This is a genomic window from Aliirhizobium wenxiniae (assembly GCF_014201355.1).
Classification (GTDB): Bacteria; Pseudomonadota; Alphaproteobacteria; order Rhizobiales; family Rhizobiaceae; genus Neorhizobium; species Neorhizobium wenxiniae.
In genome coordinates, this window is record NZ_JACHEG010000005.1 from 266408 (window position 1) to 288911 (window position 22504).

At 59.1% G+C, this 22504-nt stretch carries 23 protein-coding genes, 1 tRNA gene and 1 pseudogene; 14 read left to right on the forward strand and 11 right to left on the reverse strand.

All coding sequences use genetic code 11. The features are described 5' to 3' along the window. Positions 1-39: 39 nt before the first annotated feature. From HNQ72_RS20720 to HNQ72_RS20730, 3 genes are all read left to right on the forward strand, one after another. Positions 40-780, forward strand: a complete 741-nt coding sequence (locus tag HNQ72_RS20720; RefSeq protein ID WP_183994876.1) for a helix-turn-helix domain-containing protein — start codon at positions 40-42, stop codon at positions 778-780. A gap of 24 nt (positions 781-804) precedes the next feature. After that, positions 805-2727, forward strand: coding sequence for a hybrid sensor histidine kinase/response regulator (locus tag HNQ72_RS20725; protein ID WP_183994878.1), 1923 nt, complete (start codon positions 805-807; stop codon positions 2725-2727). Between the two features lie 237 nt (positions 2728-2964). Continuing rightward, on the forward strand, positions 2965-3123 hold the full coding sequence (locus HNQ72_RS20730; RefSeq protein ID WP_183994880.1) for a hypothetical protein: 159 nt from the start codon (positions 2965-2967) through the stop codon (positions 3121-3123). Between the two features lie 33 nt (positions 3124-3156). On the opposite strand, the gene HNQ72_RS20735 is transcribed toward HNQ72_RS20730, so the two are convergent. Continuing rightward, positions 3157-3233 (reverse strand) — tRNA-Arg (locus tag HNQ72_RS20735). A gap of 55 nt (positions 3234-3288) precedes the next feature. Continuing rightward, positions 3289-4452 carry a M20 aminoacylase family protein gene (locus HNQ72_RS20740; protein WP_183994882.1) on the reverse strand — a complete coding sequence of 388 codons (1164 nt, stop codon included), beginning with the start codon at positions 4450-4452 and terminating at the stop codon, positions 3289-3291. Positions 4453-4710: 258 nt separating this feature from the next. Here HNQ72_RS20740 and HNQ72_RS20745 point away from each other — a divergent pair, with 258 nt between their 5' ends. Both HNQ72_RS20745 and HNQ72_RS20750 read left to right on the forward strand, forming a co-directional pair. Continuing rightward, on the forward strand, positions 4711-5808 hold the full coding sequence (locus tag HNQ72_RS20745) for a D-alanyl-D-alanine carboxypeptidase family protein (RefSeq protein WP_281400789.1): 1098 nt from the start codon (positions 4711-4713) through the stop codon (positions 5806-5808). Between the two features lie 12 nt (positions 5809-5820). Further along, positions 5821-7020: a CobW family GTP-binding protein gene (locus HNQ72_RS20750; protein WP_183994885.1), complete on the forward strand. Its 1200-nt coding sequence runs from the start codon at positions 5821-5823 to the stop codon at positions 7018-7020. Here HNQ72_RS20750 and HNQ72_RS20755 read toward each other — a convergent pair. The 5 genes from HNQ72_RS20755 to HNQ72_RS20775 form a co-directional block, all read right to left on the reverse strand. Then, positions 7010-7258, reverse strand: a complete 249-nt coding sequence (locus HNQ72_RS20755) for a sulfurtransferase TusA family protein (protein ID WP_183994887.1) — start codon at positions 7256-7258, stop codon at positions 7010-7012. The genes HNQ72_RS20750 and HNQ72_RS20755 overlap by 11 nt on opposite strands. Further along, positions 7255-8577 carry a L,D-transpeptidase family protein gene (locus HNQ72_RS20760; RefSeq protein ID WP_183994889.1) on the reverse strand — a complete coding sequence of 441 codons (1323 nt, stop codon included), beginning with the start codon at positions 8575-8577 and terminating at the stop codon, positions 7255-7257. The genes HNQ72_RS20755 and HNQ72_RS20760 overlap by 4 nt, the downstream gene beginning before the upstream one ends. A 174-nt stretch (positions 8578-8751) precedes the next feature. Beyond that, positions 8752-9705, reverse strand: coding sequence for an acetyl-CoA carboxylase carboxyltransferase subunit alpha (locus HNQ72_RS20765; protein ID WP_183994891.1), 954 nt, complete (start codon positions 9703-9705; stop codon positions 8752-8754). Between the two features lie 63 nt (positions 9706-9768). Beyond that, the gene (gene xerD / locus HNQ72_RS20770) at positions 9769-10713 is read right to left on the reverse strand and encodes a site-specific tyrosine recombinase XerD (protein ID WP_183994893.1); all 945 of its coding nucleotides are present in this window, start codon (positions 10711-10713) and stop codon (positions 9769-9771) included. Positions 10714-10728: 15 nt separating this feature from the next. Beyond that, a complete protein-coding gene (locus HNQ72_RS20775; protein WP_183994895.1) occupies positions 10729-10884 on the reverse strand; it encodes a hypothetical protein in 156 nt (51 codons plus the stop codon). Between the two features lie 157 nt (positions 10885-11041). Here HNQ72_RS20775 and HNQ72_RS20780 point away from each other — a divergent pair, with 157 nt between their 5' ends. The 4 genes and pseudogenes from HNQ72_RS20780 (at position 11042) to HNQ72_RS20795 (ending at position 14963) form a co-directional block, all read left to right on the forward strand. Continuing rightward, positions 11042-11662, forward strand: a complete 621-nt coding sequence (locus HNQ72_RS20780) for a shikimate kinase (RefSeq protein ID WP_183994896.1) — start codon at positions 11042-11044, stop codon at positions 11660-11662. Next, complete coding sequence (gene aroB / locus HNQ72_RS20785; RefSeq protein ID WP_183994898.1) at positions 11659-12789, forward strand: 3-dehydroquinate synthase; 1131 nt, start codon at positions 11659-11661, stop codon at positions 12787-12789. Before HNQ72_RS20780 ends, aroB begins: the two co-directional genes overlap by 4 nt. A 101-nt stretch (positions 12790-12890) precedes the next feature. Next, a pseudogene (locus tag HNQ72_RS20790) lies at positions 12891-13673 on the forward strand (CBS domain-containing protein); the annotation flags it as partial. A gap of 108 nt (positions 13674-13781) precedes the next feature. Next, positions 13782-14963 (forward strand): GGDEF domain-containing protein, encoded by a 1182-nt coding sequence (locus tag HNQ72_RS20795; RefSeq protein WP_183994902.1) that lies wholly within the window; start codon positions 13782-13784, stop codon positions 14961-14963. Here the strand turns inward: HNQ72_RS20795 and HNQ72_RS20800 are convergent. Both HNQ72_RS20800 and HNQ72_RS20805 read right to left on the reverse strand, forming a co-directional pair. After that, positions 14960-15310, reverse strand: a complete 351-nt coding sequence (locus HNQ72_RS20800; protein WP_244654437.1) for a nucleoside triphosphate pyrophosphohydrolase family protein — start codon at positions 15308-15310, stop codon at positions 14960-14962. The genes HNQ72_RS20795 and HNQ72_RS20800 overlap by 4 nt on opposite strands. 116 nt (positions 15311-15426) lie before the next feature. Further along, the gene (locus tag HNQ72_RS20805; RefSeq protein ID WP_183994904.1) at positions 15427-15708 is read right to left on the reverse strand and encodes a BolA family protein; all 282 of its coding nucleotides are present in this window, start codon (positions 15706-15708) and stop codon (positions 15427-15429) included. Between the two features lie 105 nt (positions 15709-15813). Between HNQ72_RS20805 and HNQ72_RS20810 the strand changes: the two genes are divergently transcribed. From HNQ72_RS20810 to HNQ72_RS20825, 4 genes are all read left to right on the forward strand, one after another. Then, entirely contained in the window at positions 15814-16443 is a 630-nt protein-coding gene (locus HNQ72_RS20810) for a J domain-containing protein (protein ID WP_183828272.1), read from the forward strand. A 61-nt stretch (positions 16444-16504) separates the two neighbouring features. Beyond that, positions 16505-17497, forward strand: a complete 993-nt coding sequence (cobS, locus tag HNQ72_RS20815; protein ID WP_183994906.1) for a cobaltochelatase subunit CobS — start codon at positions 16505-16507, stop codon at positions 17495-17497. A 19-nt stretch (positions 17498-17516) separates the two neighbouring features. After that, a complete protein-coding gene (gene cobT / locus HNQ72_RS20820; RefSeq protein ID WP_183994908.1) occupies positions 17517-19424 on the forward strand; it encodes a cobaltochelatase subunit CobT in 1908 nt (635 codons plus the stop codon). Positions 19425-19473: 49 nt separating this feature from the next. After that, on the forward strand, positions 19474-20418 hold the full coding sequence (locus tag HNQ72_RS20825) for an esterase-like activity of phytase family protein (protein WP_183995060.1): 945 nt from the start codon (positions 19474-19476) through the stop codon (positions 20416-20418). Between the two features lie 28 nt (positions 20419-20446). Here HNQ72_RS20825 and HNQ72_RS20830 read toward each other — a convergent pair whose 3' ends face one another. Further along, entirely contained in the window at positions 20447-21088 is a 642-nt protein-coding gene (locus tag HNQ72_RS20830; protein WP_183994910.1) for a queuosine precursor transporter, read from the reverse strand. Positions 21089-21197: 109 nt separating this feature from the next. Continuing rightward, complete coding sequence (gene rpmB, locus HNQ72_RS20835; protein ID WP_148148213.1) at positions 21198-21488, reverse strand: 50S ribosomal protein L28; 291 nt, start codon at positions 21486-21488, stop codon at positions 21198-21200. Between the two features lie 242 nt (positions 21489-21730). Here rpmB and HNQ72_RS20840 point away from each other — a divergent pair, with 242 nt between their 5' ends. Continuing rightward, positions 21731-22501, forward strand: a complete 771-nt coding sequence (locus HNQ72_RS20840) for a DUF3108 domain-containing protein (RefSeq protein WP_183994911.1) — start codon at positions 21731-21733, stop codon at positions 22499-22501. Positions 22502-22504 lie beyond the last annotated feature (3 nt).

The following is a 22504-nucleotide window of genomic DNA, read 5'->3' on the forward strand; positions in this document are numbered from 1 at the left end:
ACAGGTCAACTACCCCTATCAAACGACGGGGTTAATACCATGCTTCTCACCAGCTATAATCGCGAACGCACAGCAGCAACTCTTCTTCATGAAGCAGAGCCGGAAACGCTCAATGGTCTGTTCTCGCGGCAGCCGGTCGAGTTTATTCACCCCGGCCAGTCGATCTTCTTCGAGGGCGACGAAGCAAAGCACGTTTTCGAGGTCGTCGAAGGCGCATTGCGCATCTTCCGGATCATTTCGGACGGTCGCCGGGTCATCACCGGTTTTGTTTTCGACGGTGATCTTCTCGGCGTGTCGCTGAAGCGCAATTACCTCTACAGCGCCGAAGCAATTGTCGGGACAAAGGTTCGCCGGCTGACCAAAAAGAATTTCGAGGCAGCCGTACAAGATTCGGAAGAACTGCGCCCGCAGGTGTTCGAACGGGTTTGTGATGAAATGGCCGCTGCCCAGGACCAGATGGTACTGCTTTCGTGCAAGAGCGCTGAGGAACGCCTCTGCACATTCCTGTTGAAGCACCTTCGCAGGGCAGCGGCCAAGAGCGACGTCCAGTCGATGGTGCAGCTGCCGATGACACGCCAGGACATGGCGGACTATCTCGGCCTGACGATCGAGACCGTCTCGCGCACGATCACCAAACTCAGCACAAAGGGCGTCCTGGGCTGCGTAGGTCGCCATTCGGTGAAGGTCATCAAGCCGATGTTGCTTGCACAATTGGCTGGAGACGACGATGAATACGGCTGGGGAGATGCAGGTGCAGCCGAAGATCGGCGCCACCACTAAGCCGCAGCGCAGCCAGGATATTTGATGCCACATAAAATAAGAAACACTCTCACGACCCAGGCTGAACTGGATGCGGTTCTTCACCTTCTGGACGATGCCAATGTCATCGTCCACGGGAGTGACGGTATCATCACCCGGTGGAGCTCGGGCTGTGAGGCGCTCTATGGCTGGTCGCGGGAGGAGGCGGTTGGCCAGTCCGTTCACCAGTTGCTGCAGACGCGCTTTCCCAAGCCGCTCGATGAAATCAGGCAGCAGCTGGCATCGGAGTATTCGTGGCAGGGAGAGCTGGAGCACCGCACACGCGACGGCCTTGCCGTTTTCGTTGCGACGCGTCTGGTTGCTGTCTCTCTGTCGGTCGACGGAGCGCCCATAATCATCCAGACCAACAACGACGTGACCGCGATGAAAAGGGTACAGACAGATCTGGCGGAAAGGGAAGCGCATCTGCGTTCGATCCTCGATACCGTTCCGGAATCCACGATCGTCATTGACGATAGAGGGACGGTCACTTCGTTCAGCGCCGCCGCAGAGCGGCTGTTCGGATACAGCGCTTTGGAAGTCTGTGGCCAGAATGTCAGAATGCTGATGCCCAATCCCGATCGCGATGCCCATGACGGTTACATTTCCAATTATATGGAAACGGGGGAGCGGCGTATCATCGGTTACGGCCGCGTGGTGACCGGGCTTCGCAAGGACGGCACGACCTTCCCGATGGAACTTGCTGTTGGCGAAGCGCGCACTGGCGGCAAGCGCATCTTTACCGGTTTCATCCGCGACCTCACCAGCCGCCAGAAGATCGAGGAAGAGCTTCGTCAGTCGCAGAAGATGGAAGCGATCGGCCAGCTGACCGGCGGTCTTGCGCATGACTTCAACAATCTCCTGACAGTCATCAGCGGCAATCTCGAGATGATGGAATACAAGCTCGAAGACCCCAATCTTCGCGTCCTGTTGCAGGAAGCCCAGGCGGCTGCGGATGATGGCGCGAAGCTGACCGGCCAATTGCTGGCTTTCGGGCGACGCCAGCCGCTCAACAACAAGCTGGTGGATGTCGGGCAGCTCGTCTCAAGCTTCTCCGAGCTGATGCGCCGCACACTGGGCGAGGCGATCGAATTCAGGACGATCATTGCAGGGGCGCCGAACGAGGCGCTTGTCGATGCGTCGCAACTGCAGAACGCCATCCTCAATCTCGTCATCAATGCGCGTGATGCGATGCCGCGTGGCGGCAAGCTGACGGTCGAGATTTCCCGGATCAAGCTCGATGTCGATTATGCGCAGATGTATTCCAACATGCGGACGGGCGAGTTCATTCTGGTTGCCGTTACCGATACCGGAACGGGCATGACGCCGGAGGTGAAGGAAAAAGCCTTCGAGCCGTTCTTCACCACAAAGGGTGTGAGCGCCGGCACAGGGCTTGGCCTCAGCATGGTCTATGGTTTCGTCAAGCAGTCGGGCGGCAATATCCAGCTCTACAGCGAGCCGGGACAGGGGACGTCCGTGAGGATGTTCCTGCCTGCCGCAAAGAAGAAGGTCGAGCGGGAAAATCTTCATGCCGTAGTGAATCAGGCGCAAAGCCCGCTTCCCGGTGGACCGGAGAAAATTCTGGTTGTCGAGGATGATCCGCGGGTGCGCCGTGTCACGGTCTCACGTCTGACGAGCTTCGGCTACGAGGTCATCGAGGCAGAGAACGGCAGCCAGGCGCTTTCCCAGCTCGATCGCCACCAGGATATCGCGCTCCTGTTTACCGACGTGGTAATGCCGGGCGGTATGACGGGTGATGAACTGGCCAATCGCGTCCGCTCGGAGAAGCCGCATATCCCGGTTTTGTTCACCTCGGGTTACGCAGAGCCGGCGATTGCGGGTCGGGAACTTGCCCTTTCGGGAAGCTGGCTGAAGAAGCCCTATACCGCGCGAGAGCTTGCCGTTCGGATTCGCGAGCTACTAGACTGATGATCGGCTGATCGTGAGTTTGCCGGCTTAAGTCTGGCTGTCTGGCCGCGGTCCGGTTTGAGCTGCGTCTGCGGTCGCGATTGAGGCCATTTTCCGGCCATTTTGTGCCTTGCCGCCTTTGTTTCAAAAGGAGGCAAGAACAAGCCTTGCTCTTGTGCAAAACCGGCACAAATTAACGAACCGTTAAGCTGCTGCGGACAAGGTCCCACCCATGACTATGTAGTTTTGGAGTTGGTCATGCGCATTAGTGGCGGCGTTGTGCTTCTCGTCATCCCGATCATCGCGATACTGCTTTTCGGCGTATCCGTCTCATGGACGCGTCTTCAATCGGTCGACCGGACGTTTACGAGTTCGATCGGTCCGCACAGCGACATGCCGCAGCCGCCGCGGCCTTGAGGGCGGCGTTATCGACAGGATTTTGTGGGGAAGTGGTGATCCCAGATGGATTCGAACCATCGGCCTCAGGATTAGGAATCCTGCGCTCTATCCTACTGAGCTATGGGACCACTTGCGCTCATCCATACAAAAGCCGTTTGGATTAGCCAAGCCTTTTTCGGGCGATCATTCCGATAGCCGCTTCTCGGCAAGTTTTACCCAGTACGAAATGCCGTAGGCGATGGCTTCGTCGTCGAAATCGTATTTCGGGTTGTGAAGCGGGGCGGTGTCGCCGTTGCCGATGAAAATGAAGGCGCCGGGGCGCTGTTTCAGCATGAAGGCGAAGTCCTCGCCGGCCATGGTCGGGTCGACGTTCGGATCGACATTGGCGGCTCCCACCACGCCTGTCGCCACCTCGATCGCGTGGTCGGTTTCCAGGTCGTGATTGAAGGTAACCGGGCACTGCCGGTAATATTCGATCTCCGCCGTTGCGCCATGGGCGCTCACCAGCCCGTCGACAATCTGCTTTATGCGGTTCTGTGCGAGATCGCGGGTGTCCTCGCTCAACGTGCGGACCGTGCCCATGATCGTTGCCGTGTCGGGGATGATGTTATGGGAGGTTCCGGCGTCGAAACGCGTCACCGAAATCACCACCGACTGGACCGGGTCGGCATTGCGGGCGGCAATCGCCTGCAGGCTGCCGACAAGCTGGGAACCGATGAAGATCGGGTCGATCGTCTTGTGCGGCTGGGCTGCATGGCCGCCGCGACCGGTAATGGTGATGGTGAAGCGGTCTGGCGCTGCCATGATGCCGCCCTTGCGGATGGCGAACTGGCCGACGGGAATTCCCGGCATGTTGTGCATGCCATAGACTTCTTCGATGCCGAAACGGTCCATCAGGCCGTCTTCGACCATCGCCAGCGCACCGGCGCCGCCCTCTTCGGCCGGCTGGAAGATGACGGCAACGCTGCCGTTGAAATTACGGGTCTCGGAGAGATATTTTGCAGCACCCAGAAGCATCGACGTGTGGCCGTCATGGCCGCAGGCATGCATCTTGCCAGGGGTTGTCGAGGCGTAGTCCTTGGCGGTCATTTCCGTCAGCGGAAGGGCGTCCATGTCGGCGCGCATGCCGATCGTGCGCGTGCCCTCTCCCTTGCCGCGGATGATGCCGACAACGCCGGTGCGGCCGATGCCGGTGACGACCTCGTCGACGCCGAACTCGCGCAGCTTTTCCGCCACGAAGGCTGCCGTATTGTGAACATCATAGAGAATTTCGGGATGCTGGTGCAGAAATCGTCGCCAGCCGGTCACTTCGCCCTGAAGCTCGGCTGCGCGGTTCAATATGGGCATAGTATCTCTTTCCTGAACGTCCAGAGCATTTCCGGCAAAGATGCTGATGCCGTCAATGCTCCTCCTTTTGTTTTCCGCCGTCGCGGCCGCAAAACCCCCTCGCATTCCTGCCCGATGCGATCCGGCTTCACGTGGTTATGTTCACCCTCCGCTTTGCATAGTGCGCCGGGTGATTGACGTAATCAATCTTCTTTGCCATTGCTTCGACATATAGGCCATCTAATGGCCCCACTCGTTAACATTCGGACGAGGACGATCTTGCCGCACCTAAATATCCGCCACCTTACCGCCAGACGGCTTGCCTGCCTCGTGACCGCGATCGGAGTTGTTGCTTTTGCCCAGAGCGCGGTTGCCAACCCACGCATGATCATCGACGCCAATACCGGCCGCGTGATCGCCCATCAGGATGCTTTCCGGAAATGGTATCCGGCTTCGCTGACAAAGCTGATGACGGCCTATGTCACGTTCCGGGCGCTGAAGAGCGGTCGCCTGTCGCTGGACAGCACGGTGACGATGAGCAAATTCGCCACCGACCAGCCGGCCAGCAAGATGTATTTCCGGCCCGGCTCGCAGCTGACCATGGACAATGCGCTGAAGATCATGCTGGTGAAGTCCGCCAATGATATGGCTGTTGCCGTGGCGGAGACCGTCGGCGGCTCTACCGACCAGTTCGTGGCGATGATGAATGCCGAGGCGCAGCGGCTCGGCATGTCCTCGTCGCATTTCATCAATCCGCACGGATTGCCCGGCAAGGGGCAATATACGACGGCCCGTGACCTCGGCATCCTGGCCATGCAGATCAAGCGGGAATTCCCGCAATATTCGACCTATTTCACCATCGAGGGCATCGATACCGGCAAGAAGCAGTATCCGAACTTCAACACGCTGATCGGCCGTTTCGACGGTGCCGACGGGATGAAGACCGGTTTCATCTGTGCTGCGGGCTTCAATCAGGTGTCTTCCGCCACCCGCAACGGGCGCACGGTAATCTCGGTCGTGCTCGGGGCAGATAGCCTTGCCGGCCGCGCCGATGATTCCGCCAATTTGCTGCAGCAGGGACTGACCACGACGGGTAGCCAGGGCACGCCGCTGGCGTCGCTTGCCCCTTACGGCGATACGGCCGAGGTCAACGATCTCACCCAGGACATCTGCAATCCGAAAGCCGCAAAGGTTCGCAGCGAAACGCGTGACGATGCCGGCCGGACAATCATGCACTCGCCCTATCTTCACGAAATGACGCACCCGCCGGCCTATGTGTTCGCCGGCCTTATCCCGGGAACCGAGCCGGTCGAAACGAAGATCGGCGAGAAGAGCTACGCCAATATCCCGATCCCGGTACCGCGTCCGACATTCTGATTGGAACAGCATATGGCCATCGGTCAGGACCGGATCCCGGTCTCCATCATCACCGGCTTTCTCGGTGCAGGAAAATCGACCTTGCTCAACAGGATGCTTCGCGATCCTGCAGCCAAGGACATCGCCGTCATCATCAACGAGTTCGGTGAAGTCGGGATCGATAATCTGCTCGTCGAGGCCTCGGGCGATTCGATGATCGAACTGTCGAACGGCTGCCTGTGCTGCACGGTGCGTGGTGAACTGGTCGATACGCTGGCCTCGATGATGGATGCGATCCAGACCGGTCGCGCCAAGCCGATCACCCGGGTCGTCATCGAAACCACCGGCCTTGCCGATCCGGCGCCGGTGATGCAGTCGGTGATGGGTAATCCGGTGATCGCCCAGAATTTCGAGCTTGAGGGTGTGGTGACCGTCGTCGATGCGGTCAACGGCCTTGCGACGCTCGGTGCGCATCCGGAAGCGGCGAAGCAGGTGGCGGTTGCCGACCGGCTGATCGTCTCGAAACAGACGCTGGCGGATGCCGGACAGCTTTCGGCCTTGCGTGCTCGGCTTGCCTCGCTCAATCCGCGTGCGCCGGTTTCCGATGGTGATGATGCTTCGGTCAGTAGTTTGTCGATGCTGGCAAACGGGCTTTATGATCCATCGTCGAAAATTGCCGATGTGGATCGCTGGCTGCACGACGAGATAGCTGCCGATCAGCATGACCATCACCATCATGACCACGATCATGATGGTGGGTGCGACTGCGGGCACGACCATGGAGACAATCACGGTCATCACCACCACGCACACGACCATGGGCACCACCATCATCATCATGATGTGAGCCGCCATGGCGACGATATAAGGTCCTTCTCTATCGTGCATGACCGGCCGATCGATCCGATGGCGATCGACATGTTCGTCGATCTCTTAAGATCGGCGCATGGCGAGAAGCTTTTGCGGATGAAGGCGGTGGTAAAGCTGTCGGACAATCCGGAGCGACCACTCGTTCTGCATGGCGTGCAGGCGATCTTCCATCCGCCGCAGCGGCTGCCCCGGTGGCCGGAAGGCTCCGACCAGAAGACCCGTATGGTGCTGATCACCAAGGGCCTGACCGAGGAGTTCGTCGCCGATCTCTTCGCGGCCTTCACCGGAGAGCCGCGTCTCGACCGGCCTGACCGGGCAGCGCTGGAAGACAATCCGCTGGCCGTGCCCGGCTTCAGGCGGTAACCGAGATACCCTTGCGAATGATGAAGCGGTGGCCCTCCGCCGTCTTCTCGCTCTCGATGAGCTCGTGGCCTTCCTGACGGCAGAAATGCGGAATGTCGATGCCGGCCAAGGGATCGCTGGTCTGCAGAACTAGACGATCGCCATCATGCAGGGTTTTCAACCGCCGACGCGTCTTCAGCACCGGCAGAGGGCATTTCAGCCCCCTCAGGTCATAGATCACGTCTGTCGGCGAGGTCACTGCTTGTCCCAGAACTTCCAGAACGGCTTCTTGGCTTCACTCACAGGTGCAGCGGGTGCCGCATAGGCGAGCGGGTTCATCGGGTTCTGTTCGGGAACCGGAACGGTCGTCGTCCTGCCTTCGGCTGTCTGGATCGTCGGCACCGTCGTGCTGGCGACGGTGGCGCCTGTCGCAGCCGGAATTGCACCGGTCGTTGCCGGCAGGCGGTCCTGTTTCATCCGTTCGGCGACGGTTGCCGTCTGCGGAGCGGCAGAAAGCGAAGCGAGCTGGGTCGATGCAGGCTTAGGCTGGCCGGCAGCCATGCGCTTCTGCATCATTTCCTGGAATTCCGACTGGCTCATCAGCTTGCCGGCTTCGAGCGAGGTTCCGGTCGGCGCATAGGCGAGTTCACGGCCCTTGCGCTTTTCGGCAACGACTGCCTTGCGTTCGGCTTCGCTCGGCTCGTACCAGACCTTCTTGCCAAGCTTGTCTACGGCCTTTTCGAAGGCGAGATCATAAGTCTTGTTGTAGGAGGAAAGAGCCGAAACCAGCGCCGGCGGTGTAGACATGTCCGGGCAGGCGGCGGCTGCGCTGAGCGGCCCCTTGGATTCCTGGTTGAAGACGTATTTCTTGCCGCAGACCGCAACTTCCGGCGGGCGCTTGGTGACTTCGAAATTGTCGTAGCCGACCTTGATCATCTTCCAGAAATCGGAGTGTTCGCTGTCGCGATGGCGTGCCATGTTGTCCGCCGTCATGCGGAAGGGCAGGGCCTGCAGTTGTACGGAAGTCTGACCACCCTTGAAGGCGTCGCGGGCAAAGGCGTAGATCTCGAGGATCTGCTGGTCGGTCATCGAATAGCAGCCTGAAGACGAGCAGGCGCCATGGATCATCAGGTTGGTGCCGTTGCGGCCGTTGGCGGCGTCATAACGGTTCGGGAAACCGGTATTGATGGCAAGGTAATATTTGGAATTCGGGTTCAGGTGCGCCGGCGTCAGGCTGTAGAAACCCTCGGGTGCCTGGCGGTCGCCTTCCTTGATCTTGGGGCCGAGTTTTCCCGACCATGCGCAGATGTCGTAGCTCTTGATCACGTCGAAGCGGTTGTCCGCCTTCGCCTTCCAGACCTCGAGCTTGCCCTCTTCCTTGAGGATGCGGATCATGATCGGCGAATTGCGCGGCATGTTCTTCGCCTGCATGTCGGCGATGATCTTTGCCGGCAAGGGCTGGTCGACCTTGTTCTTGACCGTCGAGAGGTCGACGCCAGTGGCGGAATCAAGGGTGTCGTTACAGCCGGTGAGGGCTGTTGCAACCAGAAGAGCGAGGGCGATGTGCTTCAAACGCATCGGAACGGACCACATATCTAGTTCGGCATCAAACCGGGGCAGAGGGTGCAATAATAATACGGTAAGCTTTACATTTTCTTAACCGCTGAAAATCGCCTGTCCAGCAAACCCTCGTCGCCCACTGTTATGATCAATGTGGCCGAAATTGGCAACCTTCAATGAGAAAGGCTGCGATTAAAGGTTCCGGCCGATTTCCAGGAATTTCTGGCGACGTGCATTGCGTACTTCTTCGCCCGAAAGCTTGGAAAGATCAGTAAGGGCAGATGTGATCACCTTGCCGGCAGCATCCATGACCGTGACCGGCTCGCGATGCGCACCGCCATTCGGTTCCGGAATGATGTCGTCGATAATGCCGAGGCCCTTCAGGTCCTGCGCGGTAATCTTCATGTTGGTCGCCGCTTCGCGGGCGCGGGTCGAATCGCGCCAGAGAATGGAGGCTGCACCTTCCGGCGAAATGACCGAATAGATAGAATGTTCGAGCATGTAGACGCGGTTGCCGGTAGCGATCGCGATTGCGCCGCCCGAGCCGCCTTCGCCGATGACGATCGAGATCATCGGAACTTTCAGGCCAAGGCACATTTCCGTCGAACGGGCGATGGCTTCCGCCTGGCCGCGCTCTTCCGCGCCAACGCCCGGATAGGCACCGGCCGTGTCGACAAGGCTGATGACGGGAAGGCCGAAACGATCGGCCATTTCCATGATACGGATCGCCTTGCGGTATCCTTCCGGACGCGGGCTGCCGAAATTGTGCTTCAGGCGGGTCTTGGTGTCGCTGCCCTTTTCCTGGCCGATCAGGGCGACCGGAATGCCGTTGAAGCGGGCAAGGCCTGCCTGGATGGCGGCGTCCTCGCCGAAATTGCGGTCACCGGCGAGCGGCGTGAACTCGGTGAACAGATGCGCCGCGTAATCGACGAAATGCGGGCGCTGCGGATGACGTGCAACTTGAGTCTTTTCCCAGGCGCCGAGCTTGGAATAGATCTCGCGGGTGGCTTCCTTGACACGCGCCTCGAGCCTGGTGATCTCGTCCGACGTGTCGATGCTCTCGTCTTCGGTCGCGAGCTTCTTCAGCTCGTGAATCTTGCCCTCGAGGTCCGAGATGGGCTTTTCGAAATCGAGATAAGTCTGCATCAGATCCGGTTTCCCGTTGTTTTCCCATGGGAACGTAGAGCTCCCATTTTTCATTTGGGGCTTCTAATCCCGGTTTTTGGCTTCTTTTGCAAGGGGGTGATGTGTTTCCACCAGTTGACGAAGCCTTTCTTCCAGCACATGCGTATATATCTGAGTGGTCGAAATGTCTGAATGTCCAAGCAGTTCCTGTACCACGCGCAGGTCAGCGCCATGCGCCAAAAGATGGCTGGCAAAGGCGTGGCGCATGACATGCGGCGATATGGATGAGGTTTTTATGCCGGCTCTTGCCGCCAATCCCTTGAGGTCACGGGCAAAGACCTGGCGCGGCAGATAACCGGCGCTGCCATGGGATGGAAAAAGCCACGGGCTGGGCTCGCCATCGTTTTCCTCAGCCTTTTTCGCCTCGCCATAGGCTTTCAGTGCTGCGATCGAAGATCGCGACAGGGGAACGAGCCGTTCCTTGTTGCCTTTTCCGCGGATCATCAGAAAACGCCCGTCCTGTTCAAGCACTTTCAGCGGCAGGGAGACGAGTTCGCTGACGCGCATGCCGGTTGCGTAGAGCAGTTCCAGCAGCGTCAGCATGCGAAGGCGGTTGAGGCGATCCTTTACTGGTTCGACCGCTTCCAGCGCAGCGCGTTCCAAAAGCCGGGTGACATCCGCCTCGCTCAGGTTTTTCGGCAGGGCGCGCTGTTTTTTCGGTGCATCGAGCACTGCGGTCGGATCGTCGCCGCGCAGGCCTTCGGCGTACAGAAACTTGTAGAACTGGCGCATGGCTGAAAGCCTGCGCGCCTGGGAGGAGGGCGCAAAGGCGCGTTTTCCCAGATTGGCAAGATAGGCAGACAGGTTGCTGCTTTCGGCCAGAAGCGGGGTGGTTTTATGGGCGATCAGGAAATCGTAGAGATCGTCCAGGTCGCGTCGGTAGCTTTGAAGCGTGTTTTCGGCGGCGCCCCGTTCGGCGCTCAGCATTTCCAGAAACGCTTCTATGTGGGCCGCGGACAGATCTCGCATGAGAGTTGGCCTCGCCTATTGCTGCGCTGGCGGGTTGAGCCGTTCAGAGGGTACCCTGACGGTGATTTCGCGGTCTTTTGGCTCGACGAGCACAACCAGCGCGACCATGCTTCCATAGATCACGCCGGCAATGGCAGCCAGGATGAACAGGAAGCGGAAGAGAGTGGGCATGAAAAGGCTCCGTATCGTTACGGCGCACTATAGCCCGAATGGTTTACAGATCGACAAGAACTGCATCTTCGGCGTGATCTTGGGGGATCTGGTTGCGTGCGTGGCTTGACGCTGAATGAACATTTGTTGATACCGTTTTTTGCGAACGGACGGCATCATGAGTGAAGAACTAACAGTCGAGCGACAGACATTACGGGACCAGGCTCGCGAAGCGCTCGGCGACCGCAACCTGATTTTTGTCGGCCTGATGGGTGCGGGCAAGTCGGTTATCGGCCGGCTGGTCGCTCAGACGCTTGGAATTCCGTTTGTCGATACCGACGCGGAAATCGAATCCGTTTCCAGGATGACAATCGCGGAACTGTTTTCACAATATGGTGAGACGGAGTTCCGGGCGCTGGAAACGCGGGTCGTTGAACGGCTGCTGAAACAGGGGCCGCGGGTCGTATCCACAGGCGGCGGCGCCTTCATCAATGAAGCGACCCGCTCCCAGATCAAGCAGGGCGGCCTGTCGATCTGGCTGAATGCCGATCTCGATACATTGTGGGACCGGGTCAGCCGGCGAGACCACCGTCCGCTGCTTAAAACGGAAAATCCAAAACAGACGCTGGAGAACCTGATGATCCAGCGTTACCCGATCTATGCCGAGGCAGATCTGACGGTGATGTCGGTGAATATCCGCAAGGAATTGATGGCCAATGCGGTTCTGGAGGCAATTACCGGTTTGGCTCAGACCGGTGTGACCCAATTCGATCCGGCCCAACAAGGTGATACAGAATGACAGTGCAGTCCCGATCCCCCGAACGCCTCGTGCATGTGCCGCTCGGAGACCGGGCCTACGATATCCTGATCGGTCCGGGATTGCTGGCCCGTGCCGGCGGCGAGATCACTTCGCGGCTCAAGGGACGCAAGGCTGCGATCATCACCGACGAACATGTCGCCCCGCTCTATCTCGAAGCATTGATGGATGGGCTGCAGACCGACGGTATCGAAGCCGTGTCGCTGACGCTTCCGGCCGGCGAAAAGACCAAGAGTTTCGACCATCTGGCAACCGTCTGTGACATGGTGCTTGCGGCCCGTATCGAGCGCAATGACGCGGTGATCGCGCTCGGCGGCGGCGTGATCGGCGATCTTGCAGGCTTTGCCGCCGGTATCGTGCGCCGCGGCGTTCGCTTCGTGCAGATCCCGACTTCGCTTCTCTCACAGGTCGACAGCTCGGTTGGCGGCAAGACCGGCGTCAACTCGCGCCATGGCAAGAACCTGCTCGGTGTGTTTCACCAGCCGGATCTGGTTCTGGCCGATACATCCATTCTCGATACGCTTTCGCCGCGCGAATTCCGTGCCGGTTATGCGGAAGTGGCGAAATACGGGTTGATCGACAACCCGGCCTTTTTCGAATGGCTGGAGAAGAACTGGCAAAAGGTTTTTGAAGGTGGGCCGGAGCGGATCGAGGCGATTGCCGTCAGCTGCCAGTCCAAGGCCGATGTCGTCGTCGAGGACGAAAGGGAGATGGGCCGTCGCGCGCTCCTCAATCTCGGTCATACATTCGGCCACGCGCTCGAAGCCGCGACCCAATATGACAGCAAGCGGCTGGTGCATGGCGAAGGGGTCGCGATCGGCATGGTTCTGGCGCATGAATTCTCAGCTCGCCTCAATCTTGCAAGCCCGGATGATGCCAAGCGTGTCGAAGAGCATCTGAAAGCTGTCGGCCTGCCGACAAAAATGAGCGATATTCCCGGCGAACTGCCCGGCGCGGACGTGCTTCTCGATGCGATCATGCAGGACAAGAAGGTGAAGGGCGGCAAGCTGACCTTCATCCTCACCCGCGGCATCGGCCAGTCCTTCGTCGCCGACGACGTTCCGTCTTCGGAAGTGCTCAGCTTCCTGAAAGAAAAGCTCGCAAAATGACAGCTGCCGGTGGCCTCCTTTCGCGCAGCATCAACGCGGTCATCCGTGGGCTGATGCGTGCGACCGGGACGTCGCTCAACGCCCAAACGCTCACGCTTTGCGGCCATGACGAGTTGCATGCCGCGCTTGATGCCATGCACCGAGAGGGCAATTTCGGTGCGGAGGATCGCGACCGGCTGAGCGAACTGTTCGATCTCACCGAACTCGAAGTCTCCGACGTCATGCGCCACCGCATGGCGATGGTTGCAGTCAATGCGGATGATCCGGCGGATGTGATCGTGCGCACCGTGCTCGAAAGCCCCTATACGCGCATGCCGGTGTGGCGCAATTCGACGGAAAACATCATCGGCGTCGTCCATGCCAAGGATCTGCTGCGTGCGCTGCTGGAGCCGGATACGACGCCGGCCGATGTCGATATCCTGAAGATCATGCAGAAGCCGTGGTTCGTGCCGGACAGCACGAGCCTCAAGGATCAGCTTGCGGCCTTTTTGAAGCGCAAGGTGCATTTTGCCGTCGTGGTCGACGAATATGGCGAGGTGCAGGGCATCGTCACGCTGGAAGACATCATGGAAGAGATCGTCGGTGACATTGCCGATGAACACGATGTCGAGCTACAGGGTGTGCGCAAGGAAGCCAACGGCTCGATCGTGGTGGATGGATCCGTGCCGATCCGCGATCTCAATCGCGCACTCGGCTGGGACCTGCCGGATGGCGATGCGACAACGATCGCCGGCCTCGTCATCAACTCGTCCATGCTCATTCCCGAAGAGCGGCAGGCTTTTACCTTCTACGGCAAGCGCTTCATCGTGATGAAGCGGGAGAAGAACCGGATCACCCGGTTGAGGATCAGGCCGGCGGAAGATGCGGTACCGATTACGGAGTGATTCCGGTCGAGCCGGTGTTCCCAATGCTGACAAATGATCACAAAAGCTTAGTTCAATCTTCAGTTTTGTAACCTAACGCCGGCACTACCGTATGTTTAAGGTATTGCCATGAGTATCGTGACATTGGAGCAGGTAGAGGCTCAGATAGCGCACCGTTTCGCGCTTCTGCGTTTCAAGCCGGAAATCGAATTGCTGTTCAGGCAGGACTATGTCGCGGAGCGCAATCGCCTCATCGGCATATGGGCCGTGATCGGCCTTCTTATCTATGATCTGGTCTATTTCGGCGATCGGGCCATGATCCCCGACGTATTGACCGAAGTGACGGCGCTCAGACTTCTCGTCTTCACGCCCGCCGTCATCGCATGCGCTTTCGTGGTGCGCCGTTGGCCGAGTTCACGTCTTTATGATGCCTTGAGTGTGCTTGTCGCCGTGCTTGGCGTCAGCCTGCCGATGGCGGCTGCCGTCGGCAGCCAGAGTTCCTATCTTCTGATCTATCAGAACTACAATGCCGCGGCGTTCCTGTTTTTCGTCATCGCCCTGCGGCCCCTGTTTCCCGCCATGCTGGCCGGGCTGGTGTTGATGTGCCTCTCACACCTTTCGGCAGTTTATCTCACTGGCGCGTTCGACGCCGTCACCTTTGGCGGCATCGTGACATTTTACATGATGCTGTCGATATTCCTTGCCGCCGCCGCCTATTTCCTCGAGCGCACCGACCGGCGGAATTTCCTCAATCAACTACGTGCCGGCCTGCTTTATCGACGGCTGGAGGTCAATGCCGAGCGGGATGAGCTAACCGGGCTTTTGAACCGTCGGTCGCTGGCGCGTATAGGGCGCGAAATCTGGAATAGGGGTCGGCAGCTGGAGCCGCCGGTCGTTTCCGCCATCCTGCTCGACATCGATCATTTCAAGCGGTTCAACGATCTCTACGGCCACATGGACGGAGATGCCTGCATCCGAACTGTTTCGCAGCATATCTGTGCAACCGTGGGCAGGGCGAACTCCGTCTTCCGCTTTGGTGGAGAAGAGATGCTGGTTTTGTTGCCGGGGCAGGGGTCCCTGCAGGCCTTGGCCATGGCTGAAAAAATCCGCAGGGCGATAGAAGAATTAGCCATTCCACATGGCAAGTCGGATCATGGTGTCGTGACCGCAAGTCTCGGTGTCGCTTCCGCCATGCCCGTGCAGACAGAGATCGAAAAGCTTCTCCAGCGGGCTGACGAAGCGCTTTACGAGGCCAAGCACCGTGGGCGCAACATGGTCGTTATCTCGGAAGAGCCGCAGGTAGCGGCTTAGTCAGATACGGTGCGGTCTATGAGCAACTCTTCATGGCGATCGAGATGCCGCAGCCATTTTCGTTCGATGGCGGCTTCGATATCTATATCGTTGGCGCGCAGATAGAGGACGAACTGGCCGAAGAGGTCTGCCGCTTCGTTTTCCAGTGCCTCGCGGGTTCCGCCTGATCCATCGGCATTGGGTTTGGATCGGCCGTTCAGCAGGAGATGCTCGGCGGTCAGTTCGCCGAGCTCCTCCGTCAGCTTGAGCAGATACCAATCGGGATCGCGTGGAATATTGTGCGCCTGTGCGTAAAGTTCGCCGACACGACCGATGCGTTCACTCAATTCGGAAAATGTAGCGCTCATTTCTGCCGCTCCCCAGCCATAGCCGATCGTACTTTTGGCCATGATCTAAGCAGCAGCTTGTGACAGGGATGCAGCGTATCTTGGCGTTTCGCCTTCCAATCCCTATCTATCCCCCATCACCAGCGTGTCGGTTCTCCCGGTGCTGCGGCCTCCACCGCCAGCGCGTGAAGACCGGCGTCGAGTTCCGGTTTCAGGAGAGCATTTACCGTCCGGTGCCGGTCGATCCGGCTCATTCCCGTGAAGGCCGCTGCGACGATACGCACACGCATATGTGTTTCGCCGTCTCCATCCATGCCTGGCTGATGGCCGGCATGCTGATGGCTTTCGTTGATCACGTCGAGCCTTTCGGGCGCGAGATTATCGCGAAGTGTGGCTTCGATATGGGCTCTGATCGACATTTTTAGGCTCCGGTGGTCGGCGCAAGAGGGTGATCCAGAAACCAGTAACAAACCGCTTTGTCAATTCTTGTTCGGCCCTCTCTTGGGCCCCATAATGTGTGCCTCATGAAACTCGACTCCAAATATTTCGACCGTATCCGGACGCGCCGGAAAAGGCAGCAAGATGCCCCGCCGCAAGCGCCGACCTGTCAGTGGGACGGATGCGATCGGCCAGGTGTGCATAAGGCTCCGGTCGGACGGAATGCCGAAGGCCAGTTCTTCATTTTCTGCTTCGAGCATGTGAAGGAATACAACAAGGGCTACAACTATTTCTCCGGCCTGTCGGATGGCGAGATCGCGCGTTATCAGAAGGAAGCGATCACCGGTCACCGCCCGACATGGAAGGTCGGCGTCAACAAGGACGCCAAGGACACGCCCATCCATTCGTCCGCACGATCGGGTTCCGCCTATACGCAGCAGCGTTTCAAGGATCCTTTCGGCTTCGTCGCGCAGGCGCGCGCTGGCGGCGGCGGGCGATATGAAACGCAGGGGCGAAAGCTGAAGACGCTGGAGGCCAAGGCCTTCAATACGATGGAGCTTGGCGCGAACGCCACGTCGAGCGAGATCAAGACCCGTTACAAGGAGTTGGTGAAAAAGCACCATCCGGACGCCAATGGTGGCGACCGCGGGTCGGAGGAACGTTTTCGTGCCGTGGTGCAAGCATATCAGTTGTTGAAGCAGGCGGGTTTCTGCTAAGCCTCAAAAATCAAGGCAGCGTTGATGATGGCCGGGCGGTTGCCCGTGCCCTGGAGTTATGATGAGCAAGATTGACCTGGATATTACCAACCTCCCCGACACGACGGTTTCGGTTCGGGAAGTTTTCGGCATCGATACCGATCTGAGAGTTCCCGCCTACAGCAATGGCGACCCCTATGTTCCGGATCTCGACCCGGACTATCTCTTCGATCGCGACACGACGCTCGCCATTCTTGCAGGCTTTGCCCATAACCGACGCGTGATGGTCTCCGGCTTCCACGGCACCGGTAAATCCACCCATATCGAGCAGGTCGCTGCCCGCCTCAACTGGCCTTGCGTGCGCGTCAACCTCGACAGCCATGTCAGCCGTATCGATCTCGTCGGCAAGGACGCTATCGTTCTGAAAGACGGCAAGCAGGTCACCGAATTCAAGGACGGTATCCTGCCTTGGGCTTACCAGCACAATGTGGCGCTGGTTCTCGACGAATATGACGCCGGTCGCCCGGACGTGATGTTCGTCATCCAGCGCGTGCTGGAAAGTTCGGGCCGCCTGACGCTGCTCGACCAGAGCCGTGTTATTCGTCCTCACCCCGCCTTCCGCATTTTCGCAACGGCGAATACCGTGGGCCTCGGCGATACGACCGGCCTTTATCACGGCACGCAGCAGATCAACCAGGCACAGATGGACCGTTGGTCGATCGTGACGACGTTGAACTACCTGCCGCATGAAAAGGAAGTCGATATCGTTGCCGCCAAGGTGAAGTCGTTCGGCGCCACCAAGGAAGGCCGCGAGACGGTTTCCAAGATGGTGCGCGTTGCCGATCTCACCCGTTCGGCCTTCATCAACGGCGACCTCTCGACCGTGATGAGCCCGCGTACCGTCATCACCTGGGCTGAAAATGCCGAGATCTTCGGTGACGTGGCATTCGCCTTCCGCATTACCTTCCTCAACAAGTGCGATGAGCTGGAGCGGAGCCTTGTGGCCGAGCAGTATCAGCGCGCCTTCGGCGTCGAGCTGAAGGAAAGCGCCGCCAACATCGTATTGGGAGCATAACGCAGAGGAAGCGAAGCCGATGGCAGGTCGCGGAGACAATTCCAAGGGCAAGCCCGCCGGTCCGGTCGATACCGAGCCGATGCGGCGGGCTATAACCGGCTGCGTGCGGTCGATCGCCGGAAAGCAGGAGGTGGAGGTTTCCTTCGCCAACGAGCGTCCGGGACTGGCCGGCGAGCGTATTCGCCTGCCAGAAATTTCCAAGCGGCCGACGGCGCACGAGCTTGCGGTGACGCGTGGTCTTGGCGATTCCATGGCCCTTCGGATCGCTTGCCACGACACCAATGTCCACGCGACGCTTTCGCCTCAAGGCTCGGATGCACGCGCGATCTTCGATGCCGTTGAGCAGGCGCGCGTCGAATCGATCGGCGCGCTACGCATGGCCGGTGTCGCCGCTAACCTGAATTCGATGCAGGAAGAGAAATACGCCAAGGCGAATTTTTCAGGCATCGAGCGTCAGGAAGAAGCGCCGATCGGCGAGGCGGTCGCCATGCTGGTGCGCGAAAAGCTGACCGGCCAGAAACCGCCGGAAAGCGCCGGCAAGGTGCTCGACCTCTGGCGTCCCTTCATCGAGCAGAACGCTTCTGGCGATCTCGACAATCTGAAAAATGTGATCGAGGACCAGCAGGCTTTCGCCAAGCTCGTCCGCCACATGTTGTCCTCGATGCAGATGGCTGAGGATCTGGACGGCGACGAGAACGAGCCGGAAGAGATCGAGAACCAGTCGGAAGAGGATCAGCCGAGCAGCGGCGAGACCGAAAACGAAGAGGTCGAGGAAGAAGCCGGATCCGATGCCGCGCCCGCCGAGCAGAGCGAAGCGGCCGACGAGGAGATGGACGAAGGCGAAATGGACGGCGCGGAAATGTCGGACGACGAAATGTCCGACGAGGCCGACGACCATTCCGAAACGCCCGGCGAAACCCGCCGGCCGAACAGCCCGTTCGACGATTTCAACGAGAAGGTGGATTATCACATCTTCACGCAGGAATTCGACGAGGAGATCACAGCGGAAGAGCTTTGCGACGAGGCTGAACTCGACCGCTTGCGCGCTTTCCTCGACAAGCAGCTTGCTCACCTGCAGGGTGCCGTCGGTCGTCTGGCGAACCGCCTGCAGCGCCGCCTGATGGCACAGCAGAACCGGTCCTGGGATTTCGATCTTGAAGAAGGTTATCTCGATCCGGCGCGTCTGGTGCGCCTGATCATCGATCCGATGCAGCCGCTTTCCTTCAAACGGGAGCGCGACACGCAGTTCCGCGATACGGTCGTCACGCTCGTTATCGACAACTCCGGTTCGATGCGTGGCCGGCCGATCACGGTTGCAGCCTCCTGCGCCGATATTCTGGCGCGCACGCTGGAGCGTTGCGGCGTCAAGGTCGAGATCCTCGGTTTCACCACCAAGGCGTGGAAGGGCGGACAGAGCCGCGAGAACTGGCTTGCCAGTGGCAAGCCCGCGTCGCCGGGTCGCCTCAACGATCTGCGTCATATCATCTACAAGTCGGCCGATGCGCCGTGGCGTCGTTCGCGCCGCAATCTCGGCCTGATGATGCGCGAAGGCCTGCTCAAGGAAAACATCGACGGCGAGGCGCTGATGTGGGCGCATAACCGGCTGATCAACCGGCCGGAACAGCGCAAGATCCTGATGATGATTTCGGATGGTGCACCGGTTGACGACAGCACGCTTTCGGTCAATCCGGGCAATTATCTGGAACGGCACCTGCGCGCCGTCATCGAGCAGGTCGAGACCAAGTCTCCGGTAGAGCTGCTGGCGATCGGTATCGGTCATGACGTGACGCGTTACTACCGCAATGCCGTGACCATCGTTGATGCCGACGAGCTTGCCGGCGCGATGACCGAGCAGCTTGCCGAACTGTTTGCCGACAAGTCGGCGGGTGGTGCTGCACGCGGCCGCCGCATGCGCCGGGCCGGCTGACCCATTGTCGAAGCTCTCGCACGTTCTTCTGGCCGGCGTCGTCCTTGCGATGATGCCGGCCATATCATTTGCGCAGGATGCGGTGCGCGTGACGGCAAAGCCGATCTCGCAATTCAAGCCGAGATCCGATCAGGTAAAGTTCGGACCGCTTGAGTTTATCGGCGGAATCGAGTTCAGCTCGAACGATAGCCGTGTCCAGTCGCTGTCCAGCATACGCTTCCGGCCGGATGGCGCGCATTTCGTTTCCGTCCTCGATACGGGCGAGTGGCTGACCGGGCAGATCTTGCGGGATACATCGGGTAGGTTGTCCGGGCTTTCCGACGTCGCCGTCAGCTCCATGCTGATGCGCGATGGCCGTGCGGGTTCCAAATCCGCATCGGACGCCGAAGGACTGGCACTGCGCGACGGCGAGGCTTTTGTCAGTTTCGAACAGCGGCACAGGATTGAAGCCTATCCTGATCCCGGCTTCGAGACATCAAAGCCATTACGCAATGTGAATTTCCTCATCCCGCTGCACGAACTTCGGCGGAATGCCGGCATTGAAACGCTGGTTGCGTCGCCCGCTGCAGGCCCACTTCAAGGTGGGCTTGTGGCGATTGCGGAGAGCAGCCGGGATGCTGCGGGCAATCTGCTTGCGGCGATCATCGATGGACCACTCAAGGGGGAATTTACGGTGGTGCGCCATGATCCCTATGATGCGACGGACGGTGCTTTCCTGCCGGACGGCGATCTTCTGCTTCTGGAGCGCCGTTTCAGCTTTGTCGGCGGAATGGGCATGAAGATTAGACGCATCAAGAGTCATGATATCCGTCCGGGTGCGGTGGTCGATGGTGAGGTGCTGATCGATGTCGGGGCAGATCATGCGATCGACAACATGGAAGGCATTGATGTTGTGGCGGGGCCGGATGGCAGTCCGCATCTCATTGTCGTCTCGGATGACAACGGACTTTTTCTCCAGCGCAATCTGATGCTGGAGTTCAAGCTCAGCCAATAAAAAAGGGAGCCGAGGCTCCCTTTGATGTTCAGGCCGTCTTTGCCGCTGCCTGCGGCATTGGCTTCAGCACGTTCATCAACGCGCCATAGGGCAGAAGCAGGACGACTCCGACCACGACCTTGACTACGAGGTCGCCGAGGCCCCAAGAGATCCAGCGCGGCGCTTCCGTGGACATGACGCCGAGGATCGGGGCGGAAGCGGTGGCGAAATCGAAGTTGGGGCCGATGAAGGCAAAGACCGGGGCAAAGGCGATCGAGAAGAACAATACCGTATCGATCACCGTGCCGATCATCGATGCAGCAAGCGGCGCCTTCCACCAGGTCTGGCGGCGCAGTTCGTTGAAGACCGAAATGTCGAGAAGCTGGCCGATCAGGAATGCGGTGCCGGAGGCAATCGCGATGCGTGGTTCCGAGAGCCAAAAGGACAGGGCAACGCCGACGACAAAGCCGACAAACACGATGCGGCGGGCAATGGCCGGGCCGAACTGGCGATTGGCGAGGTCGGTCACGAGGAAGGCGACGGGATAGGTGAAGGCGCCCCAGGTGAGGATGTCGCCGAGAGCGATGCCCCACAGAGTTCCGGTCAGGTGGAACTGGACGAGGATATTGGAGGCCACGACGATGGCTGCCATCGCGAGGGAGTAGATAAGGGTATAGCGTGCGACTTGCATTTTTTTATCCTGGGGTATGCCACCAGTTGCGGATAGGCCAAGAGAAAAGGCTTGCCCGGTATTATCCGGTCAAGCCTTTTCCAAAGCCGGTGAAGTGTTGAAGGCGCTATTAAGCGGCTTCTGCAGTCTTCTTGGCGATCTGGCGACGCAGCAGACGAGCGCGCATCGACAGTTCGGTCTCGTCGGACTTCAGGAGGAAGGCATCGAGGCCGCCGCGGTGTTCAACCGAACGCAAGGCGTGCGCGGAAACGCGCAGACGGAAGCGCTGGCCGAGAGCGTCGGAGATCAGAGTGACCTGGCACAGGTTCGGCAGGAACCGACGACGGGTCTTGTTGTTGGCATGGCTGACGTTGTTGCCGGTCATTACGCCCTTGCCGGTCAGTTCGCATACACGAGACATGGCATTCACCTTTGTTTTCTTCTGCAATCGGAGGCTCATCCGGACAATGTCCGGCATGCCGATCCAACTGGTCTTGATTGGAAAGTTGCGGTTCTATAGTCAGTGAGGCTCGGCGCGTCAAGCCAAAACCTTGGCTTTCGTGCGCCTTTGCACCGCGACTAACTGCAACCATGGCTATTTTCTTGCCACGATGCGCCTCTTATATCGGATTCATGGAATTTTCAAATCGGTGCAGGCAAGCCATGTTTTCATCCATACGCCCGCTTGCGGGAGTTTTGCTTCTCCTCGTCGCTGGTATCTCACCTGCGCTGTCTGCTGACAGGCATGTCACCGATTACGACATCACGCTCGGTATCCTGCCGATCGGTACGGCAAGCTTCTCGAGCGAGTTCGACGGGAAGGGCTACAAGATCAACGGCATCTTCAAGTCCGGTGGTATCGTCAACGTTATCAAGAAGGTGTCTGCCGAGACCAATGTGGCGGGACGCATCGAGGGAGATCGCCTGCAGGCCGATCGCTACAATCTGGTCTACAAGCTCGGCAAACGGACGCGGATCTATGATGTGGTCTATACCAACGGCAATGTGACGGACACGACGATCACACCGGCTCCCCGCCGCAAGGCGGAAAACTGGGTGCCTGTCACGCCGCAGGATCTGCGCTCGGTGCTCGATCCCTTGAGTGGGCTGATATTCCCGGAAGGCGCTACGGTCTGCCCGAGCCGTATTCCTGTTTATGACGGCGAATCGCGGATGGATCTGCTTCTCAAGCGGGAAGGGACCAAGCCTTATGAGACCAAGGGCTTCAAGGGCGAAGCCATCGTCTGCACTGTCCGCTACCAGCCGAAATCCGGTTACCGTAAGGGACGCGATGACATCGAGTATCTGCAGAAGACGCCGATGGAAGTGTGGTTTGCCAAGGCTGGCGGGTCCAATGTATATGCCCCTATTTATGCCCGTATCCCGACGAGAATGGGACCGCTCTATATAACGGCTGCCCGATACGGCGGCTGAGGG

What these genes read in the sequence shown, in the direction of transcription:
- HNQ72_RS20725 (WP_183994878.1), top strand. Translation starts at nt 805, where the DNA reads ATGCCACATAAAATAAGAAACACTCTCACGACCCAGGCTGAACTGGAT.
- HNQ72_RS20720 (WP_183994876.1), top strand. Translation starts at nt 40, where the DNA reads ATGCTTCTCACCAGCTATAATCGCGAACGCACAGCAGCAACTCTTCTT.
- rpmB (WP_148148213.1), bottom strand. Translation starts at nt 21,488, where the DNA reads ATGTCTCGTGTATGCGAACTGACCGGCAAGGGCGTAATGACCGGCAAC.
- HNQ72_RS20765 (WP_183994891.1), bottom strand. Translation starts at nt 9,705, where the DNA reads ATGCAGACTTATCTCGATTTCGAAAAGCCCATCTCGGACCTCGAGGGC.
- HNQ72_RS20760 (WP_183994889.1), bottom strand. Translation starts at nt 8,577, where the DNA reads ATGCGTTTGAAGCACATCGCCCTCGCTCTTCTGGTTGCAACAGCCCTC.
- HNQ72_RS20795 (WP_183994902.1), top strand. Translation starts at nt 13,782, where the DNA reads ATGAGTATCGTGACATTGGAGCAGGTAGAGGCTCAGATAGCGCACCGT.
- xerD (WP_183994893.1), bottom strand. Translation starts at nt 10,713, where the DNA reads ATGCGAGATCTGTCCGCGGCCCACATAGAAGCGTTTCTGGAAATGCTG.
- HNQ72_RS20730 (WP_183994880.1), top strand. Translation starts at nt 2,965, where the DNA reads ATGCGCATTAGTGGCGGCGTTGTGCTTCTCGTCATCCCGATCATCGCG.
- HNQ72_RS20830 (WP_183994910.1), bottom strand. Translation starts at nt 21,088, where the DNA reads ATGCAAGTCGCACGCTATACCCTTATCTACTCCCTCGCGATGGCAGCC.
- cobS (WP_183994906.1), top strand. Translation starts at nt 16,505, where the DNA reads ATGAGCAAGATTGACCTGGATATTACCAACCTCCCCGACACGACGGTT.
- cobT (WP_183994908.1), top strand. Translation starts at nt 17,517, where the DNA reads ATGGCAGGTCGCGGAGACAATTCCAAGGGCAAGCCCGCCGGTCCGGTC.
- HNQ72_RS20780 (WP_183994896.1), top strand. Translation starts at nt 11,042, where the DNA reads ATGAGTGAAGAACTAACAGTCGAGCGACAGACATTACGGGACCAGGCT.
- HNQ72_RS20775 (WP_183994895.1), bottom strand. Translation starts at nt 10,884, where the DNA reads ATGCCCACTCTCTTCCGCTTCCTGTTCATCCTGGCTGCCATTGCCGGC.
- aroB (WP_183994898.1), top strand. Translation starts at nt 11,659, where the DNA reads ATGACAGTGCAGTCCCGATCCCCCGAACGCCTCGTGCATGTGCCGCTC.
- HNQ72_RS20740 (WP_183994882.1), bottom strand. Translation starts at nt 4,452, where the DNA reads ATGCCCATATTGAACCGCGCAGCCGAGCTTCAGGGCGAAGTGACCGGC.
- HNQ72_RS20840 (WP_183994911.1), top strand. Translation starts at nt 21,731, where the DNA reads ATGTTTTCATCCATACGCCCGCTTGCGGGAGTTTTGCTTCTCCTCGTC.
- HNQ72_RS20750 (WP_183994885.1), top strand. Translation starts at nt 5,821, where the DNA reads ATGGCCATCGGTCAGGACCGGATCCCGGTCTCCATCATCACCGGCTTT.
- HNQ72_RS20825 (WP_183995060.1), top strand. Translation starts at nt 19,474, where the DNA reads ATGATGCCGGCCATATCATTTGCGCAGGATGCGGTGCGCGTGACGGCA.
- HNQ72_RS20805 (WP_183994904.1), bottom strand. Translation starts at nt 15,708, where the DNA reads ATGTCGATCAGAGCCCATATCGAAGCCACACTTCGCGATAATCTCGCG.
- HNQ72_RS20800 (WP_244654437.1), bottom strand. Translation starts at nt 15,310, where the DNA reads ATGAGCGCTACATTTTCCGAATTGAGTGAACGCATCGGTCGTGTCGGC.
- HNQ72_RS20810 (WP_183828272.1), top strand. Translation starts at nt 15,814, where the DNA reads ATGAAACTCGACTCCAAATATTTCGACCGTATCCGGACGCGCCGGAAA.